The organism is Pseudomonas campi, from assembly GCF_013200955.2.
Classification (GTDB): domain Bacteria; phylum Pseudomonadota; class Gammaproteobacteria; order Pseudomonadales; family Pseudomonadaceae; genus Aquipseudomonas; species Aquipseudomonas campi.
The window spans coordinates 3,280,632-3,298,973 of sequence record NZ_CP053697.2; the positions used below are offsets into that span (position 1 = coordinate 3,280,632).

The following is an 18,342-nucleotide window of genomic DNA, read 5'->3' on the forward strand; positions in this document are numbered from 1 at the left end:
GGCAGGTCGGTCAGGCCACTGGCCCATTGAGCAGAGGCACAAAACGCACCGCATCCAGCACATGCCGGGAGTAACCGTCTTCTTCGCGGACGATCAGCAGCAGTTCCTGCACATCGCCGGCGCCGACCGGAATCACCAGGCGTCCGCCCAGGGCCAGCTGATCCAGCAGCGCCTGCGGCACTTCTGCCGCGGCCGCAGTGACGATGATGCCGTTGTAGGGACCCAGGGCGTTCCAGCCTTCCCAGCCATCCCCCCAGCGGAACACCACGTTGCGCAGCTTGAGTTCGGCCAGGCGCTCCTTGGCGCGATCCTGCAGGCTTTGGATGCGCTCGACCGAGAACACCCGCTCGACCAGTTGCGCCAGCACGGCAGTCTGGTAGCCGGAGCCGGTGCCGATTTCCAGCACCTTGTCCAGCGGCCCGGCGGACAGCAGCAGCTCGGTCATGCGCCCGACCATGTACGGCTGGGAGATGGTCTGGTTGTGCCCGATCGGCAGCGCGGTGTCCTCGTAGGCGCGATGCGCCAGGGCTTCATCGACGAACAGATGACGCGGCGTACGGCGGATGACTTCCAGCACGTGCGGATTGGACAGGCCTTCTTCGTACAACCGTTCGATCAGACGCTCGCGGGTGCGCTGCGAGGTCATGCCGATCCCGTGGCGCTGCAGATGATCCTGGCCGCGCATCAGAGCAAGCCCTCCAGCCAGCCTTCGAGACTGGCGAAGGCATCACTGAAAGTGCGATCCAGTTGCAGCGGGGTGATCGACACGTAGCCCTGCATCACCGCATGGAAGTCGGTACCCGGGCCGCCGTCTTCGGCGTCGCCGGAAATCGAGATCCAGTAGCCTTCCTTGCCACGCGGGTTGACCACCTTGACCGGCGCCGCGGCGCGGGCGCGATGACCGAGGCGAGTCAGCTGGATGCCGCGGATGCGTTCCAGCGGCAGGTTGGGCACGTTGACGTTGAGCACGCTGCGCGGCGGCAGGTCGAGCTGGCCATGCGCCTCGACCAGCTTGCGGGCGAAATAGGCGGCGGTCGGCAGGTTTTCGGTCTGCCGCGACAACAGCGAAAAGGCGAATGCCGGGCGATTGAGGAAGCGCCCTTCCAGCGCCGCCGCGACGGTGCCGGAGTACAGCACGTCATCGCCCAGGTTGGCGCCCAGGTTGATCCCTGACACCACCATCTCCGGCACCTGCTCGAACAGGCCATTGAGGCCCAGGTGCACGCAGTCGGTCGGTGTGCCGTTGAGGCTGATATAGCCGTTGGGCAGGCGCGTCGGGTGCAGCGGCCGGTCGAGGGTCAGCGAGCTGCTGGCGCCGCTCTTGTCCTCGGCCGGGGCAACAATGACGCAGTCGGCGTAGTCGGCCAGCGCGCCATGTAGCGCGGCGATGCCGGGCGCCATTACCCCGTCGTCGTTGGAAATCAGAATTCGCATGGATTTTCCGTCTGCCCTGCCGGCAGTAGATCGACCAGTTCGCGCACCACTACGGTGGCGAAGCATCCGGCCGGCAGGACGAAGTGCAGTTGCAGAATGTCAGGCTCCGGATAATGCCACGACAAGCCGCCGATGGGGAGGCGCAGGATACGCCGTTCGTGCGCCATGCCCGCTTCGACCAGCCAGTCCGCCAATGCCTGCTCGCTCGCCGCCACGCCCTGCTCCAGCGCGTGCGCCGCACCAGCCGCCGGTGACGGCCCACTGCCCCACAGCGGGCCGGTGGGATGCAGGTCAAGAATGGCCAGGCGCGGATCGCTACACTCGGCTTCGCCGGCCATGAAGAAACTGCGACTGTCGGTGAACGCCAGCAGATCGCCGACGGCTACCTGATTCCAGTTGCCCGCCGCCACCCGTTCGGCCAGCAGGCGATTGAACAGGTAGCTGCGCGCCGCCGAGAGCAGGCGCGAACGCAGGTTGCGCTGTTCCGGTAGCTCGTGGCGCTCGGCAAACTGGCGCGCCTCGAAGACGTTGCCGCCTTGGAAGCCGAAGCGCTGCAGGCCGTAATAGTTGGGCACGCCCTGGGCTTGGATCTGCTGCAGGCGTTGCTCCAGAGCATCCTTGTCGCCGTCGAACTGGGTCAGGCGCAGGGTGAAGCCGTTGGCCGAATGGGCGCCGCGCTGCAGTTTGCGCGAATGCCGTGCGCTCTTGAGGATGCTCAGGCTGTGGCCTTCGGCGCCGCTCAGATCCGGATCGGCCTTGCCCGGCAGGTGCAGGCTGAACCACTGACGGGTCAGCGCCTGGCGATCCTTCAGCCCGGCATAGCTGATATTGCGTTGCGACACGCCGGCGGCCCGGGCCAGGCGACGCGCCGCCTCCTCGGTATTCAGCCCACGCTTCTCCACCCAGAGCCAGAGATGTTCGCCCTGGCCGGACAGCGGAATGTCGAGCACTTCGTCGACCTGGAAGTCTTCCGCGGTGGCCTTGAGCACGGCGCGCCCGCAAGCCTCGTCATGGGCGCGCGGGCCGAGCAGTTGCAATTCGTTCATGCTTTCACCAGCAGTGCCACGGCGTGTACCGCGATGCCTTCCTCGCGACCGGTAAAGCCGAGCTTCTCGGTGGTGGTGGCCTTGACGTTGACCTGGTCCAGCTCGACCTGCAGATCGGCGGCGATCAGCCCGCGCATGGTCTCGATATGCGGTGCCATCTTCGGCGCCTGGGCGACTATGGTGGCGTCGACGTTGCCAACCAGCCAGCCCTTGGCATGGATCAGGCCGAGCACATGGCGCAGCAGCACACGGCTGTCGGCGCCCTTGAAGGTCGGGTCGGTATCGGGGAAATGCTTGCCGATATCACCCAGCGCCGCAGCGCCGAGCAGCGCATCACTGAGCGCGTGCAACAGCACATCGCCGTCGGAATGGGCAACCAGACCGAATTTGTGCGGAATACGCACGCCGCCCAGGGTGATGAAATCGCCCTCGCCGAAGCGGTGCACGTCGTAGCCATGGCCGATACGCATAAAAGAAAACGCCCTGCAGAAGTCAGGGCGTGATTCTAACCGGATTGACCCGTAGCCCGGATGAAATCCGGGGGGCCAATTTCCCGGATTGCATCCGGACTACGCGTTGCGCAAGGCCGCCGCATGATGACGCAGATGGTCGTCGATGAAGCTGGCGATGAAGTAGTAGCTGTGGTCATAGCCCGGCTGCAGCCGCAGGGTCAGCGGATGACCGGCGGCCTTGGCCGCCGCTTGCAGCGCCTCGGGCTTGAGCTGGTTGACGAGGAAGTCGTCGCGATCGCCCTGGTCTACCAGGATCGGCAGCTGCTCCGTAGCCTCGGCCAGCAAGGCGCAAGCATCCCACTCACGCCAGCGGCTGCGATCTTCACCCAGGTAACGGCCCAGGGCCTTCTCACCCCAGGGGCAGTTGCTCGGGTTGCTGATCGGCGCGAAGGCCGACAGCGAGCGGTAGCGCCCTGGATTGCGCAAGGCACAGACCAGCGCGCCGTGGCCGCCCATGGAGTGACCGCTGATGCCGCGCCGGTCAGACACCGGGAAGTTGGCCTCGATCAGCGCCGGCAGCTCGTGCACCACATAGTCGTGCATGCGGTAGTGGCGCGCCCAGGGCTCCTGGGTGGCGTTGACGTAAAAGCCGGCACCGAGGCCGAAGTCCCAGGCGCCATCCGGATCGCCCGGCACCTCGGCGCCGCGCGGGCTGGTATCCGGCGCGACTATGACCAGGCCCAGCTCGGCGGCCAGTTTCTGCACGCCGGCCTTCTGCATGAAGTTCTCGTCGGTGCAGGTCAGGCCGCTCAGCCAGTACAGCACTGGCAGCTTGGCGCCCTGCTCGGCCTGCGGCGGCAGGTAGACGGCGAAGACCATGTCGCAATTCAGCGTGCTGGAGCGATGGCGATAGCGCTTATGCCAGCCGCCGCAGCTCTTGTTGCTGGAGACGATTTCCAGGGTCACGTGAAACTCCTCCCGCGTAGGGTGGAAAACCGCGCAGCGTTTTCCACCAATCAAGGTGGACAAGCGGCCGGGACGGCCGCGTTGTCCACCCTACGGATCAAAAGTGGATAACGGTGCGGATGCTCTTGCCTTCGTGCATCAGGTCGAAGGCTTCGTTGATCTGCTCCAGACCCATGGTGTGAGTAATGAAGGTATCCAGCGGGATCTCGCCCTTCTGCGCCTTTTCCACGTAGCTCGGCAGCTCGGTGCGGCCGCGTACGCCACCGAAGGCCGAACCGCGCCAGACGCGCCCGGTCACCAGCTGGAACGGGCGGGTGCTGATTTCCTCACCGGCACCGGCCACGCCGATGATCACCGACTCGCCCCAGCCCTTGTGCGCGCACTCCAGCGCGGCACGCATCAGTTTGACGTTGCCGACGCACTCGAAGCTGTAGTCGACGCCGCCATCGGTCATCTCGACGATCACGTCCTGGATCGGCTTGTCATGCTCCTTGGGATTGACGAAGTCGGTTGCGCCCAGCTCGCGGGCCACCTCGAACTTGGCCGGGTTGATATCGATGGCGATGATCCGCGCGGCCTTGGCCATCTTCGCGCCGATGATCGCCGCCAGGCCGATACCGCCCAGGCCGAAGATCGCTACGGTGGCGCCCTCCTCCACCTTGGCGGTGTTCAGCACCGCGCCAATGCCGGTGGTGACGCCGCAGCCGAGCAGGCAGACCTTCTCAAGCGGCGCATCCTTGGGGATCTTGGCCAGGGAGATTTCCGGCAGCACGGTGTACTCGGAGAAAGTCGAGCAACCCATGTAGTGATAGATCGGCTGGCCCTGGTAGCTGAAGCGGCTGGTGCCGTCCGGCATCAGGCCCTTGCCCTGGGTGGCACGGACTTTCTGGCACAGGTTGGTCTTGCCGGATTTGCAGAATTTGCACTCGCGACATTCGGCCGTGTACAGCGGGATCACATGGTCGCCGACCGCCAGCGAGGTCACTCCCTCACCCACCGCCTCGACGATGCCGCCGCCTTCGTGACCGAGGATCGCCGGGAACACACCCTCGGAGTCGGCACCGGACAGGGTGTAGGCATCGGTGTGGCAGACGCCGCTAGCGACGATGCGCACCAGCACTTCACCGGCCTTGGGCGGCGCCACATCCACTTCGACGATTTGCAGCGGCTGGTTCGGGGCGAAAGCCACGGCGGCGCGGGACTTGATCATGGGAGTTCTCCAACAGGCGGGTAGAAAGTGGCGCAGAGTGTAGATCAGTGCGCTTTGCCGAATAATCCGCCGCCAAGCAAAACATTATTGAAGGAGGGCTTGGCGCAACGGCCGGAGTATCAGCACTCGGCTGATTTATCGGCAGGCGAGACGCAGCGGATTTGTAGGAGCGAGCTCTGCTCGCGAAGCCGGCCAATCAAGAGCTTCGCGAGCAGAGCTCGCCCCTACAGAGATAGGACTGTTTCACGCCGGCGTCAGGCACTCCGGGGCATCGAACTTGGGATCGTTGACCAGGTTGGCCAGCACCCGTTCACGCAGCGGCGGGGTCGGGATCAGCAACAACGCCTGCAACTCCGCTAGCGGGGTGTCTTCGGCCAGCCAGGCGCGCTGCTGCTCGGCATCCAGCAGCAAGGGTCGGCGCAGGTGCGCGGCAGCCTGAGTCACCATGGCCACGCTCAGGTACAACTGATCACCCGCCGGATAAGCCTCCCACAGTGCGGCGAAGTGCAGCAGGGGTTCTTCGCCGGTCAGCCAGAATGGCCGTTTGCGCAGCTCGCCGCGCCACTCGTAGAAACCATTGGCCGGCAACAGGCAGCGGCGCTGGCGGAACGCCTCGCGGAACATCGGCTGCTCGCTGAGGGTTTCCGCACGGGCATGGGACGGCGCCTTGCTCAGGTCATTCAGCCAGGCCGGGGTCAGCCCCCAACGGCCGCTGGCGGCGTGCAGTTCACCATCAACGTGGCGCAGGAACAGCACCTGATTGCCCGGCGCGAGGTTCCAGTGCGGTGCCTGTCCGGCAGGGAAACCCGGCAGCGTGGCCAGGCTCTGCGACCAACGAAACAGGCCGTAACGTCCACTCATAAGGCAACGGGCTCAACATCAACAGGGCGGAAAGACCGCGACGCGCCGATTGCCAGGCGGGCCGCAACAACTAGCAGAGCAGGATGCCGGGGCTGGCATCGGGCTCCTCGCCCGGCAAGGGCGCGGCGGCATTGTACGCATCGATCAGGCGGCGTGCGTGCTCGGCATCCTGATCTTCCACCAGCAGGCCGAGCAGCCCCAGCGCCGGCAGCTCGCCTATCGCCCCGAGCAGGTGACGCCCGGCGAGGTGGGCATCCACCCCTTCGCTGGCCAGCATGCCCAGCAGCATTTCACCTTCCAGCAGGTCCTGCGGTTCATAGATACGCTGCATCAGTCGTTCTCCGTGCGCACATCCAGTGACCAGTCCGCGCCGTCGGTGCGCAGGTCGAAAATGATCGGCCGGCAGCACACCGGGCAATCCTCGACGTATTCCTGATCGCCGGCGGAAAGATCGAGCAGCGCCTCCGCCAGCTCGCCGCAATAGGGACATTGATACGCCTGTGATTCCAGCATCACGACCTCCACTGTGACTTGCGGTTACAATCGCCGGTCTATTGCAGGCTCGCGGGAGTCCCCCTGAGCCTAGGCACCTGAACAACGAGAGCATGATGGGCGAATTCGATTCCATCCGACCCTACGCCGACCACGAAGTCCCCGCCGTCCTGGCCCGCCTGCTGGCCGACCCGATCTTCCTCGGCACCCTGACGCGTTTCCGCTTCCCGCGTCTGGCCGGGCCATTCGGCTGGCTGCTTAAACCTCTTATAGCCCATCGGCTGCGTCAGCAGCTGGCCGATGTGAATTCGGTGGGTGCGCTGCAGGAGCGCATCGAGCCCTATATCGACCATACCGTCGAGCGCGCCACCGATGGCGTGACCTACTCCGGGCTGGAGCAACTGAAGGCGGGCACGCCCTACCTGTTTCTCGCCAACCACCGCGACATCGTCATGGACCCGGCCTTCGTCAACTACGCCGTGTTCCACGCCGGCCTGCCGACGCCGCGCATCGCCATCGGCGACAACCTGCTGCAACGACCCTTCGTCAGCGATCTGATGCGCCTGAACAAGAGTTTCATCGTGCATCGCTCGCTGACCGGCCGACGCGAGAAGCTGGCAGCCTTCCAGCTGTTGTCGGCCTATATCAACCACTCGATCCGCGTCGACGGCCAGTCGATCTGGATCGCCCAGGCCGAAGGCCGTGCCAAGGACGGTGACGACCGCACCGACTCGGCGATCCTCAAGATGTTCCACATGAGCCGCAAGGACGAGACCTTCGCCGACGTGCTTGGCTCGCTCAACCTGATCCCGGTGTCGATCAGCTACGAGTACGACCCCTGCGACCAGGCCAAGGCCCGCGAATTGTCGATCCGCGCCAGCACCGGCAGCTACGAGAAGGCGCCAGGCGAGGATGACGCCAGCATCGCCCTGGGCATCACCGGCTACAAAGGCCGCGTGCATATCCACTTCGGCGCGCCGGTGATCGCTGGCTTCGAGGATGCCAAGCAGTTGGCCAGTCTGATGGACCAGCACATCCTCGGCGGCTACCGGCTGTTCCCTGTGCATTACCTGGCCTACAGCCAATGGGACGAACGCGACAGCGCGCTGCAGGTGCCGACTGCCGAGCAGCTGTTCGCCGCCGACGAGCTGGCCAAGGCCCGCGGCGAATGGCAACGGCGCCTGGATGCCTGCCCGGTCGAGCAGCGTCCCTGGCTGATCCGCCAGTACGCCACGCCGGTGCGCAACCAGTACCGGATCAAGGCTGGACTGCCGTTGTAATCCCTAACAGGCCGTTGAAAAACTACCTGCGTTGCCATCGCGGCGTTAAAAACAGGCTCAAAATGCTCATTTACAGCTCGTAAACTGCGCTTTTTCGCCTGTTTTTGCCTTGCGCTGGCTACCTCGCCTACGTTTTTCAACGGCCTGTTAACCCGCTGCGGCCACGCGGCAGCGGGTAAACACCCCGCCTCATCCGACAACCTTTACTTGTTGCCGATAACTTTCTTGCTCTGTTTCAGGGCAACTAAGCGCCCTTGAACTTGCCACTAAATGTTCATCTCGCTCACATTAAGTGCAGCACCCGCCCGGCGCATAAAATCTTTAACAAGCGGACAACTTCATAACCCCAGCCCTCGCCAACCGGCGAAACTATTTTCACTATTTCGGCGCAATGCCGACAAAAGCAACTGGCAATTTAAGGCAAACTTTGTTTATTTACCCTCACAGGAAAAACCGGCACTACTGACTGCTCAGGCGTACCTGCTCAGCCAGCAGAATCTGAGCGGCCTATGACCGTCATTTGCACCGGCTCCACCGCCAGTTTCTAAAGGGATTTGCACATGCGCCGCGTCGTGATCACCGGGATGGGATTGGTCTCCAGTCTGGGCAATGACCTGCAAAGCGTCAGCACCAGCCTGCGTGAAGGTCGCTCGGGTATCCGTTTCAACCCGACCTACGCCGAAGTCGGCATGCGCAGCCAGGTGTGTGGGGCCGTGCCGCTGGACATGGACAGCCTGAACATCGACCGCAAGGTCAAACGCTTCATGGGCGACGCCGCGGCCTATGCCTACCTGGCCATGCAACAGGCGGTGAAGGATGCCGGCCTGAGCAACGCCCAGGTCTCCAACCCGCGCACCGGGCTGATCGCCGGCTCCGGCGGGGCTTCCTCCTTCAACCAGATGGAGGCCATGGACATCCTCCGCGAAAAAGGTATCGCCCGGGTCGGCCCCTTCCGCGTACCGCGGACCATGAGCAACACTGTCTCGGCCTGCCTGGCCACACCCTTTCGCATCAAGGGCCTGAGCTATTCCATCGCCTCAGCCTGCGCCAGCAGCGCGCATTGCATCGGCCACGCCATGGAACAGATTCGCATGGGCAAACAGGACATCGTCTTCGCCGGGGGGGGCGAGGAGGAGCACTGGAGCCAGAGCTACCTGTTCGATGCCATGGGCGCCCTCTCCAGCCAGTACAACGATGCCCCTCAGCAGGCCTCGCGCCCCTACGACACGCGCCGCGATGGCTTCGTGATCGCCGCCGGGGGCGGTATCGTGGTGGTCGAAGCGCTTGAGCATGCCCTGGCACGCAACGCGCAGATCCATGCGGAAATCATCGGCTACGGCGCCACATCGGACGGCTACGACATGGTCGCGCCCAGCGGCGAAGGCGGCATGCGCTGCATGCAGGACGCCCTGATCGGGGTCACCGAGCCGATCGATTACCTGAATACCCACGGCACTTCCACGCCGGTCGGCGACCTGGCGGAGATGCGTGCCGTGCGCAAGGTGTTCGGCCGCGACATGCCGCTGATCAGTTCGACCAAGAGCCTGTCTGGCCACGCCCTGGGCGCGGCCGGCGTGCACGAGGTGATCTACTGCCTGTTGATGATGCGCGAGAACTTCATCGCCGCATCGGCCAATATCGACAACCTCGACCCCGAACTGACCGACATGCCGGTGCTGCGCGAGACCCTCGAGCACGTCACCCTGAATACCATCATGAGCAACAGCTTCGGCTTCGGCGGCACCAATGCCACCCTGGTGCTGAAGCGCTGGCAAGGCGAATGATCGACTGACCTTGCCGCCAGCCAGCAGGCTGGCGGCAAGATCGAGGGTCAGGCGGCCAGGCCGGTGCCGCCGGTGGCCATGACGATATGCCCGCGAATCGCGGTGGAGCGGTCGGAGGCCAGGAAGGCGACAATATTGGCGATTTCCATCGGCTCCAGGGCCCAGCGCCGCCCCACCGACTCCAGGCGCTCGATCATCCCCGGCCACATCTCCGACAGGTACGGCAGCATCTCGCTCTTGACCACGCCGCCGCATACGCCGTTGACGCGGATGCCCTTGTCGTACAGGTCCACTTCCATATAGCGCACCAGGTTTTCCAGCGCGGCCTTCATCAGGCCCAATGGATAGTTCGGCAATACCGCATGGGAGCCGACGCCGGAGATGGCGCAGATGGTGCCCCCCGCTGGCATCAGCGGCACCACATGGTTGATGCAGGCGACGTTGCCGATCAGGCTGGTGCCGAACAGCTCCTTCCAGTCGTGCTTGGTCAGCTCACGAATCGATTTGAACGGGGCGCTGGCGGCGTTAAGCACCAGATGATCGATGCGCTCCACGCCCTCGGCCTGCAGATTCTTGATCATCTGTTCGATGTCGCGCGTCTCGGAGATATCCGCCTGTGCCTTGTAAGCCCGCACACCGCGTGCCTCGGCATGCGCCACCAGCTTGTCAACGCTGGCCGCACCCTTGCCCTGGGCCCGGCGGAAATTGAGGATGACGTCGTAACCGTCTTCGATAAAGCGTTCGGCGATAGCCGCGCCGATGCCGCGCGCGGCCCCGGTGATCAGAACAGTTTCCCGCTGGGCACTCATAACTTTCTTTCCCCCTGATGATGAAGCGCATGGTCCGTCAGTCATTCACCGCGGCTGCGCATTTCTTATTAACCACGGAACAACTTTCGCTGTTTCACTGACAACTTTATGAGCATTACCCGTGCATTATTCGAGTAACTTTCATCGCCCCACTCATCACAGGTCTATAACTGCACAACGACTTGCAAAACTTCACGAGTACCGCCAAGGGCATTACCTTGCTAATTACTTGTTACGTTGTTTCAGGTAAAGCGGAAGGCCTCCGCAATCAGCAACTTCGACGCGCGTTTGGCCGGAATGATCGAGGCCAATACGGCGGTCACTATGGCCAGGGCGCAGGTGAACCAGAACAGGTTGAAATCCTCGTCCCACAAGATGAACGCCAGGTAACCCTTGGTGTATCCGGGTGACGGCGGCATCGGCAGGCCGTTGATATTGATCAGCTCGGCCAGGCCAATGCCCACCGCCACGCTGAGTGCCGCGCCGAGCAGGCCGATGAAGATGCCTTCGAGGATGAACAGCCGCCCCACCTCCCGCTGGGTCAGGCCCAGGGCGCGCAGGGTGGCGATTTCGCGGGTGCGTTCGACCACGTTCATCATCAGGGTGTTGCCGATCATGAACACCACGATCACGCTGACGATCGATTTGATGAAAAAGAAGATGCCGTCAAACAGGCTGACCACCTGGTGGTAGTACACCGCCAGCTCCGACCAGGGCCGTACCTCGAGCTTGAGGCCCTGTTCCTTGATCAGGGTTTGTACGCGCGCCAGAGCCGCCTCGGTCTGATCGGTGTCGTTGAGCAGAAGAATGATGCGACTGACCTCGTCGGTCTCCAGCAGATCCTGGGCGGTCTTCAGTGGCAACTTGAGGGCACGGTCGTCGTATTCCTTGATACCGGACTGCATGACCCCGCGCACTGTCACCGACATGGCGTTCTGCCCACCGGTGGGGTTGACCACCAGCAGGTCGAGGTCGGCGTCGTAGCCCGCCGACAAACCCTTGGCCACGCCGGTGCCGATGGTCGCACCGAGCCCGTCGATGCGCGACAGGTCGCTGCCGAGGACGATGCGATCCAGCGCACCGAGCGTCAGCGAGCTGGCCGGCTCGATACCGACGCCGGAGATGAAGGTCGAGGTCTCCGACTCATAGTGCGAGGCGATCCCGGAAAACTCGATCTGCCCGGTCACGGTCTTGAGCATGGGGCCGAGCTCGGCATCTTCGGCCAGGACCTGCTTGATCTGCTCGTAGCCGGGAATGCCGTAACGCAACGGGTTGGTCGCGCCGCTGGCCAGGTAGCCCTCGCGATACAGTTGCAGGTGGCCAAGGTTGGTGCGGATGGTCTGCTCGCGCAGTGACGAGAAGGAATGCTGGACGAAGCCGCCGAAGATGAACACCGCCCCGCCCCCCATGATGATCGCCAGCAGGGTGATGCCGGAGCGGCGCCGCTGGCGGAACAGGTTGGCGAAGGCGTAACGGATCGAGGTCGGTCGTTTCAGGGCCGTCCACAGCACCAGCAGCAAGGCGTAGGCGATGATGGCGTTGGCCAGGTAATACAGCAGCTCGCTCATTGTTCGCCCTCCACAATCGGTGCCAGCACGTACTGAATTTCTTCGCTGGTGAGAAACAACCGACTTGGCGCAGGTTGTTGCAGCAGCTCGGCCCACACTGGCGAACGGCGCAGTTGCTCACGCAGTTGCTCGGCCTGAGCCTGTTGCCCGTCTGCGTCGAGGGCACGGATCTGCAGAAAATCGATCAGCGCAGCCAGGGACGCAGGTAACTCGCCCTGGCGCTGGCGCAGGTAGTCGAGGTCCTTCAGCGCCACCACATGGCGGCCGAACTCGGCGGGCACGTAGACATCCAGGCGGGCGCGCAGGAAGCGCAGGCGCCAGTCGTCCGGCTGCTGGTCAACGGCCTCATCGATCAGGAAGAAGCCGCGCTTGGCCAGTTCGGCGGCGCGGAAGTAATTCTGCTTCTTGACGTATTCACCGGCGGTGAACAGCCAGCCGTAACCCTCGTACATCTTGGCGTAGAGGTCATCCGGGTGTTGTTCGCGGTAGGCCGCCAGGGCTTCGATGGTCTGCTCGGCGACGCCATCGCTTGGCGCCTGGACCACGGCCAGAATGGCGCGATCACGGGCCGCGCTCAGCGAGCCGTCAGCCAGCAGGGCGTCCAGGCTGGCCCGGCTTTGCGCACGATAGACGTCGAGCGTGGCAGGTGGCTCGACGCTGGCTTGTACGCCGCCGACCAGCACCAGGGTGAGCAACAGGGGCAGGCGCTTAAACATGTTGCAGCTTCCCGTCGGCGATGCGGATGACCCGGCTGGCGACATCGCGCACCGAGTCGGCATGGGTGGAAATGATGAAGGTGGTGCCGTTCTCGCGGTTGATCTCCTGCATCAGCTCCAGCACCGAGCGGCCGGTTTCCGAGTCCAGGTTGCCGGTCGGTTCATCGGCGATCACCAAGGCCGGTTTCTTCACCAGCGCCCGGGCAATCGCCACGCGCTGCTGCTGACCACCGGACAGTTCCAGCGGCGGGCGCATGGCGTGTTTCTCCAGGCCGACCCGCTCCAGCGCCTGCATCACCTGGCGGCGGGCCTGCTCCTTCTTGTAGCCGTTGAGCATCAGCGGGTAGTAGACGTTGTCGAACACGCTGAGCACCGGCAACAGGTTGAAGAACTGGAAGATGAAACCGATTTCCTGGGCGCGCAGCTGGGCCAGTTCGCGGTCATTCAGCTCGGCCAGGTCCTGGCCGAGGAAATGCACGCGACCGCCGCTCGGCTTGTCGATGCCGCCGATCAGGTTGAGCAGCGTGCTCTTGCCGCTGCCGGACTGGCCGACCAGGGCGGCGAACTCGCCCCGCTCGACCACCAGATCGATGGCCTGCAACGCGTGCACACTGCCTTCGCCTTTGCCGTAGCGCTTTTCCACTTGTCCCAACCGCACGATCGGCAGCTGCGTGGCATTGACGATCTGCATCCGCTTACCTTCAGCGCCGGCGATTGCCGGCGCGCCGTTATCAGCCTGCATGGCCCCGCCCCCTTGGCGCGAAATCCGTTATCACTGGCACCGCAACATCCAGGTGCCGCCATGGCTGTCGCTCAGCGACAGGACTGCCGGTACGCCATCGTGGCCGGCGGCCTTGCGCTCGGCATAACGCTGCAGCGCCAGCAGTGGGTTGATGCCGCCACTGTCGCCGAAGCGCCGACAGAGGTTTTCGTAGACCAGCTGATCGCCCATGGCCGCAGCCGCGCTGCCCTCCACCGCCGCCAGCAGACTGGAGGGGTAGTGACCGCCATAGATGATCGCCCGTGGCTCCGGCAGCAGCGCCGACCAGGCCTGGCGCAGCGCCGCAGCGGCGTCCTCACGCCGGGCCGGCACAGCCAGGTACTGCGGCGCACCGAGCAGCACCGGCGCGGTCTTGGCCTTCAGTGCGGCCTCGGCACGCTTGAGCACGATGAAACCGGCGCGTTCGATGATCGGCGCATCGTGCTGACCGCCCTTGCCCAGCCAGCGCCGCTCCTGCTCGGCATTGCCGATCGCCTCGGAGAAACCCAGGGCCGGGTAGAAGCGAAACACCCCGCCGAGCAGCACGCTGTCGATATCGCCGCCATTGAGCAGTTCGCCCGCCACGCGCAGACTCTGCACAAAGCCGGAGCGACCCGCCTGCACCTTGCAGGAATAGCCATCCACCGCATGCTCACGCAGGAGGAATTTGGGAATCACGTCCAGATCGAAACCATCACGCCAGTTGAAGGCATGTTCGAGGTGCGAGCACTGCCCCCAAAAGTCCGAATAAACCAGGGCCAGGCGCTCACGCGAACTGCGCCGACCGCAACTGGCCTCGGCCGCGGCCAGCGCCTGCTTGGCAGCCTGGCCGACGGCCGCGAGGGTTTCTCGGTAACCGGCCTTGTTCGCCTCGGGGCCGCCATCGACGCTGAAGCGACTGAGATCCCACTGCCGGCGCCCGGTCTTGCGCACCGCGCGGCGATACAGCTCGCCCTCCCAGGCGCGGAACCAGCGCTGCGCATAGGGCAACGGCGCGCGCTCCGGCTGCACCACGGACAACCCGACCAGGGCCAGCGCCGTGCTGCTGGCGCCCTCCTCGCCAAGCAACTCGGCGCTGCTGGCGGCGCGGCTCGGGGTCAACTGCTTTTCTTCGACGGACATGCACTCTTCCCTATCAACTGTCCTGGCTCACGCCAGGCGCGCCAACGTGCAGGCCGCGACGGAACCCTCGATGCCGAGGGCGAGTTTGACCACTTTGTCCGACACCAGCGGCAGCGGTTCGCTGTCGGCGTGCAACTGCACCCCGGCGGCGTTGTCCAGCGGCGCCTGGGCACGGAATGCCAGCAGGCGTTGTTGCTGCATGGCGTCGGCGAGAATGGCCAGATCGGTGAGGCCGCTGGCCGCCACCTGATAACCGAACTGCGCCTTGTACGAGACCGCCGGAATGCCGTTGTCGCCCCACACTTTGCGCACCGCCATCAGCTCGGCCTGGTCACTGCCGCGGATGCCGTTACCGTGCATGAAGATGCAGCCGACCTGCTCGGCGCTGACTTCTGCCTGCGCCAACGAATCGTCGATGGTGCGCGAGATGGAGCGGAAATCCGGCGAGAAGGATTGCCCGCCGCGCGACGAGCCACCGCTCTGGCACATGGCAAAGCCGTCGATGCGCAGGCGCCCCTTGCCACCACGGGTAGCCAGGTGTTCGGGACTCTCCAGCACCGTCGCGGCCACCCCACCACCGAGCATCACACCTTCGGTCGCCGCCGAGAATGGCTGACTGACCGAGCGCGCCAGGGCATTCAAACCGCCCATGAACACCATGTTGTACAGGGTCACCTGCTGCCACGAGGCGACCACGGCAATATCCGCGCGACCGGATTCAATCGCCTTGCTGGCCAGGTACAGCGCCGACATGCTCGAACAGCTGGCGGTGGACAGCGCCAGCGGCGGCATGGCCAGTTGGTAATGCTGCATCAGCAGACGGCCGAGACGCTCCTCGGCGTAGTTGTCGCTGTGCATCTGCTTGAGCGTCGGGTTGAGCTGCAGATCTTCCTGATCGTTGCGCTGCAGGTAGGCGGTGAATTCCATCACCTCCGGCTGCACGCCCTGACCACCGATATACAGCTGCACCCGCGGCCCGGCCAGGGCCTCAGGCCCCAGGCCGGCATGCTGGAGGGCTTCATCGATCACGCGCTGGAGCAGTGCCAGGGCCGTCGGCGCATCGCTGCGGCGGCCCTTGACCAGCGCCGGCATGGCCACCTGCAGCGGGTTGAACGGCATGCCCAAACGGGCCGCCTCGCGCTCGTCCGGAAAGTACGGCTGGTAGTCGGCCTGGCGCTGTTCAGCCAGTGCCGCGACCAGTGCCGGTGCGTCCAGGCCCAGGCCGTTACAGGCGCCGACCCCGGAAATCACCGCCGCGCGGGGCTTAGGCATGCAGAGCACCCTTGCGCAGGACCACGGCGTAGTTGTTGCCGCCGTCGGAAGCACCGATCAGCAGGGCATGCCGCACTTCACGCTGGATCGGCTCGCGCACGAAGGCGATATCGTCGGTACAGAACTCGCGGGTGAAGGCGATCGGCATGATCTCGCCGGTCTTCATGGCTTCCAGCACCAGCGACAGGTTGAGCAGCGCGGCAGCCGATTCGACGAAGCCGAAATAGCCGTTGTAGTTGACCAGCGGAATCTCGGCGCTGGCGTTACCGAACACTTCGCGCACGGCCCCCAGTTCCTTGTCCGCACTTTCCGCTACGCCCCAGCTGGTGCCGCAGATCAGGTCGACCTGATCGAAGCGCAGACCGGCATCATCCAGCGCCTGGCGGATCGCCGCCGTCATGGCATTGCCGCGCGCCAGCGCCGGCTCACCCGGGTAGACGGCATCGCAGGAGCGGCCATAGCCGACCACTTCGGCGAGAATCTCCGCACCGCGGGCCAGCGCACTGTCGACATCCTCGAGCATGGCCACGGCCGCGCCTTCGCCCAGCACGAAACCACTGGGCTTGGCGCCGTAAACCTGAAAGGAGTCCGCCTCGGCCGTCCAGCTGACACGGGTACTGCCGGCCTGAGACATCAGCGCCGAGGAATAGGCATTCTCGTCAGCACCGCCGACCAGCGCCTGCGGCTGCAGGCCCTGACGCACCAGCTCGTAACCGTAGAACAGCGCACCGAACGAGGCGTTGTAGCCGGTCGACAGGGTGGTGTTGTAGCCCTTCATGCCCTTGGAGATGGCACAGAAGGTGGCGATGGAGTTCATCAGCGCCGAGGGGAACTCGAAGGTGCGCGCGCGGCGCGGGTCCGGGTACAGGCTCTGGGCATACTTGGCCACCGTCGACTGCGGGCCTTTGGACATGCCCATGATCAAGGCAGTATCAGTATCGCCGTGACGCACCTTCTTGCCGCCACTCTGCAGCGCCTGCTCCAGAGCCAGCAGACCGTAGGTGGCGATCTTGCTGGCCTTGCGCGAGTCGAAGTTCTTCAGGTGCTTGCGCGGCTCGATATTGCGCACTTCATGGGCACGGAATTGCAGGGCACGGATATCGCCTTCACCGAGGCCGGCGAGCATCTCGCTTAGACGCGGGTTGGCCGCCAGCAGCTTCTCGTATTCCTGGCTGTTCTCGTCGCCATCCAACCAGTCGCTCACGGCAACCAGCGCCGAGCCCAGTTCACCGTCACGAATACGCTGGCTGATCTGCTCCTGGCCATAGCCCAGGGAGCTCAATGCGCCCATCCCGGTGATCGCCACGCGACGCGGGCGGTACTCGGTCTGCGGCACCTGCTCGGGCTTGACCGAGGAGACGATGCTGCAGTTGTTGCCGCCGAAGGCATAGTTGTTCTTCATGAACAGCGTGACGTCGTGCTGCTGGAACTCGTTAGGCACGTAGTTGAGGTCGCAGCCGGTGCGCGGCACGCTGAAATTGAGGGTCGGCAACACCTTGCCCTCGGGCAGGGTGACCAGGCAGGCGATCAGTTCGATGATCCCGGCCGAGCCGATGTTATGGCCGAAATAGGACTTGCTCGAGCTGACCGGAATCTCGGCGATGTTGGGGAACACCTTCTTCATCGCCAGGGTTTCCGCGCGGTCGTTGGCTTCAGTGCCGGTGCCGTGGGCATTGATGTACTGGATCGCCTCCGGGCCGACCCCGGCATTCGCCAGGGCCGCGCGCATCACCAGCGTGGCGCCTTCGGCACGCGGGTCCGGTGCGGTTTCATGGTGGGCATCGGACGAGGTGGCGTAGGAAATGATCTCGCCATAAATGGTCGCGCCGCGCGCCTTGGCGTGTTCGTACTCTTCCAGGACGATCGCGCCCGCGCCTTCGCCAATCGACAGCCCAGGCGTGCCGGAGAACGGGCAGCAGGACTCCTCACGCATCGCCTTGAGGGCATGGAAACCGGCGAAGGTTGGCAGGTAGACCGGGTCGGAACCGACGATCACCGCCACCGGGTTCTTGTCGTTCTGGATCAGGTCGAAACCGATGCCGATGGCATTGGTACTGGCGGTACAGGCAGTCGCCACCAGTTCGAAACCGCCCTGCAGCCCCAGCAACGAGGTGACAACAGGACAGATGGAGGAAAAGTTGCCGGAGACTTCCATCTTGCGAACGGAAAACTCCTCCGGACGGTTTTCGATCAGCGGCATGATGGCTTCGGCGCCCGCGGAGGACACCCCGACCACCAGGCTGGTCTGTTGCAACAGCGGGTCGTTGAGCAGGCCGGCTTGCACCAGCGCATCGCGCCCGACCTTGTAACCCCAGAGTACGGTGCGATCCAGCTCAGGCAGCAGTTCCTCGGCAATGCCTTCGTAGTCGACAGGCTGCAGTACCTCGGAGGCCAGGGCATGGTCGAAATACTTGAGGAAATTCTCGCTCGGACGGATCGACGCCTTGGCGGCGAACAAGCCTTCGCGGAACTCGTCCACGGTATTACCCAGTGCCGTCAGCACGCCCATCCCTGTGACTACTATTCGCTTGCGCTTGACCATATCCGTACTCCTCTGCGGTGCGACTCGA

The 18,342-nt window shown here is 64.4% G+C and carries 18 protein-coding genes; 2 read left to right on the plus strand and 16 right to left on the minus strand.

Features of this window, described 5'->3' with window-relative positions:
- Nucleotides 1-10: 10 nt before the first annotated feature.
- The 9 genes from HNE05_RS15200 to HNE05_RS15240 form a co-directional block, all read right to left on the minus strand.
- On the minus strand, nt 11-685 hold the full coding sequence (locus HNE05_RS15200; protein WP_420826971.1) for a protein-L-isoaspartate(D-aspartate) O-methyltransferase: 675 nt from the start codon (nt 683-685) through the stop codon (nt 11-13).
- A complete protein-coding gene (gene surE, locus HNE05_RS15205; protein WP_173208897.1) occupies nt 685-1,434 on the minus strand; it encodes a 5'/3'-nucleotidase SurE in 750 nt (249 codons plus the stop codon). The genes HNE05_RS15200 and surE overlap by 1 nt, the downstream gene beginning before the upstream one ends.
- Complete coding sequence (truD, locus tag HNE05_RS15210) at nt 1,422-2,480, minus strand: tRNA pseudouridine(13) synthase TruD (protein WP_173208899.1); 1,059 nt, start codon at nt 2,478-2,480, stop codon at nt 1,422-1,424. The genes surE and truD overlap by 13 nt, the downstream gene beginning before the upstream one ends.
- Nucleotides 2,477-2,950 (minus strand): 2-C-methyl-D-erythritol 2,4-cyclodiphosphate synthase, encoded by a 474-nt coding sequence (gene ispF / locus HNE05_RS15215; RefSeq protein WP_173208901.1) that lies wholly within the window; start codon nt 2,948-2,950, stop codon nt 2,477-2,479. The genes truD and ispF overlap by 4 nt, the downstream gene beginning before the upstream one ends.
- Nucleotides 2,951-3,049: 99 nt before the next feature.
- Nucleotides 3,050-3,898 carry an S-formylglutathione hydrolase gene (gene fghA, locus HNE05_RS15220; protein ID WP_173208903.1) on the minus strand — a complete coding sequence of 283 codons (849 nt, stop codon included), beginning with the start codon at nt 3,896-3,898 and terminating at the stop codon, nt 3,050-3,052.
- A 97-nt stretch (nt 3,899-3,995) separates the two neighbouring features.
- Nucleotides 3,996-5,108, minus strand: a complete 1,113-nt coding sequence (locus HNE05_RS15225; RefSeq protein WP_173208906.1) for an S-(hydroxymethyl)glutathione dehydrogenase/class III alcohol dehydrogenase — start codon at nt 5,106-5,108, stop codon at nt 3,996-3,998.
- A 243-nt stretch (nt 5,109-5,351) separates the two neighbouring features.
- Nucleotides 5,352-5,969 carry an SOS response-associated peptidase gene (locus HNE05_RS15230; protein WP_173208908.1) on the minus strand — a complete coding sequence of 206 codons (618 nt, stop codon included), beginning with the start codon at nt 5,967-5,969 and terminating at the stop codon, nt 5,352-5,354.
- 70 nt (nt 5,970-6,039) lie between these two features.
- Nucleotides 6,040-6,300: a putative signal transducing protein gene (locus HNE05_RS15235; RefSeq protein ID WP_173208910.1), complete on the minus strand. Its 261-nt coding sequence runs from the start codon at nt 6,298-6,300 to the stop codon at nt 6,040-6,042.
- Nucleotides 6,300-6,482, minus strand: a complete 183-nt coding sequence (locus tag HNE05_RS15240; RefSeq protein WP_173208912.1) for a CPXCG motif-containing cysteine-rich protein — start codon at nt 6,480-6,482, stop codon at nt 6,300-6,302. Before HNE05_RS15240 ends, HNE05_RS15235 begins: the two co-directional genes overlap by 1 nt.
- Before the next feature lie 95 nt (nt 6,483-6,577).
- On the opposite strand from HNE05_RS15240, the gene HNE05_RS15245 reads away from it, so the two are divergent.
- Together HNE05_RS15245 and fabB are read left to right on the plus strand one after the other, a co-directional pair.
- Nucleotides 6,578-7,741, plus strand: a complete 1,164-nt coding sequence (locus HNE05_RS15245) for a 1-acyl-sn-glycerol-3-phosphate acyltransferase (RefSeq protein ID WP_420826972.1) — start codon at nt 6,578-6,580, stop codon at nt 7,739-7,741.
- A gap of 560 nt (nt 7,742-8,301) precedes the next feature.
- Nucleotides 8,302-9,525 (plus strand): beta-ketoacyl-ACP synthase I, encoded by a 1,224-nt coding sequence (gene fabB / locus HNE05_RS15250; RefSeq protein ID WP_173208916.1) that lies wholly within the window; start codon nt 8,302-8,304, stop codon nt 9,523-9,525.
- Nucleotides 9,526-9,572: 47 nt separating this feature from the next.
- Here fabB and HNE05_RS15255 read toward each other — a convergent pair whose 3' ends face one another.
- The 7 genes from HNE05_RS15255 to HNE05_RS15285 all read right to left on the minus strand — a co-directional run bounded on the left by HNE05_RS15255 (nt 9,573) and on the right by HNE05_RS15285 (nt 18,314).
- Nucleotides 9,573-10,334, minus strand: a complete 762-nt coding sequence (locus tag HNE05_RS15255; RefSeq protein ID WP_173208919.1) for an SDR family oxidoreductase — start codon at nt 10,332-10,334, stop codon at nt 9,573-9,575.
- A gap of 242 nt (nt 10,335-10,576) precedes the next feature.
- A complete protein-coding gene (locus HNE05_RS15260; protein ID WP_173208921.1) occupies nt 10,577-11,902 on the minus strand; it encodes an ABC transporter permease in 1,326 nt (441 codons plus the stop codon).
- Nucleotides 11,899-12,618: a hypothetical protein gene (locus HNE05_RS15265; RefSeq protein ID WP_173208923.1), complete on the minus strand. Its 720-nt coding sequence runs from the start codon at nt 12,616-12,618 to the stop codon at nt 11,899-11,901. The genes HNE05_RS15260 and HNE05_RS15265 overlap by 4 nt, the downstream gene beginning before the upstream one ends.
- Nucleotides 12,611-13,360, minus strand: a complete 750-nt coding sequence (locus tag HNE05_RS15270; protein ID WP_219637199.1) for an ABC transporter ATP-binding protein — start codon at nt 13,358-13,360, stop codon at nt 12,611-12,613. Before HNE05_RS15270 ends, HNE05_RS15265 begins: the two co-directional genes overlap by 8 nt.
- Nucleotides 13,361-13,390: 30 nt before the next feature.
- A complete protein-coding gene (locus HNE05_RS15275; protein WP_173208925.1) occupies nt 13,391-14,500 on the minus strand; it encodes a hypothetical protein in 1,110 nt (369 codons plus the stop codon).
- 27 nt (nt 14,501-14,527) lie between these two features.
- Nucleotides 14,528-15,772 (minus strand): beta-ketoacyl synthase N-terminal-like domain-containing protein, encoded by a 1,245-nt coding sequence (locus tag HNE05_RS15280; RefSeq protein ID WP_173208927.1) that lies wholly within the window; start codon nt 15,770-15,772, stop codon nt 14,528-14,530.
- Nucleotides 15,765-18,314: a beta-ketoacyl-[acyl-carrier-protein] synthase family protein gene (locus tag HNE05_RS15285; protein ID WP_173208929.1), complete on the minus strand. Its 2,550-nt coding sequence runs from the start codon at nt 18,312-18,314 to the stop codon at nt 15,765-15,767. The genes HNE05_RS15280 and HNE05_RS15285 overlap by 8 nt, the downstream gene beginning before the upstream one ends.
- Nucleotides 18,315-18,342: the final 28 nt, after the last annotated feature.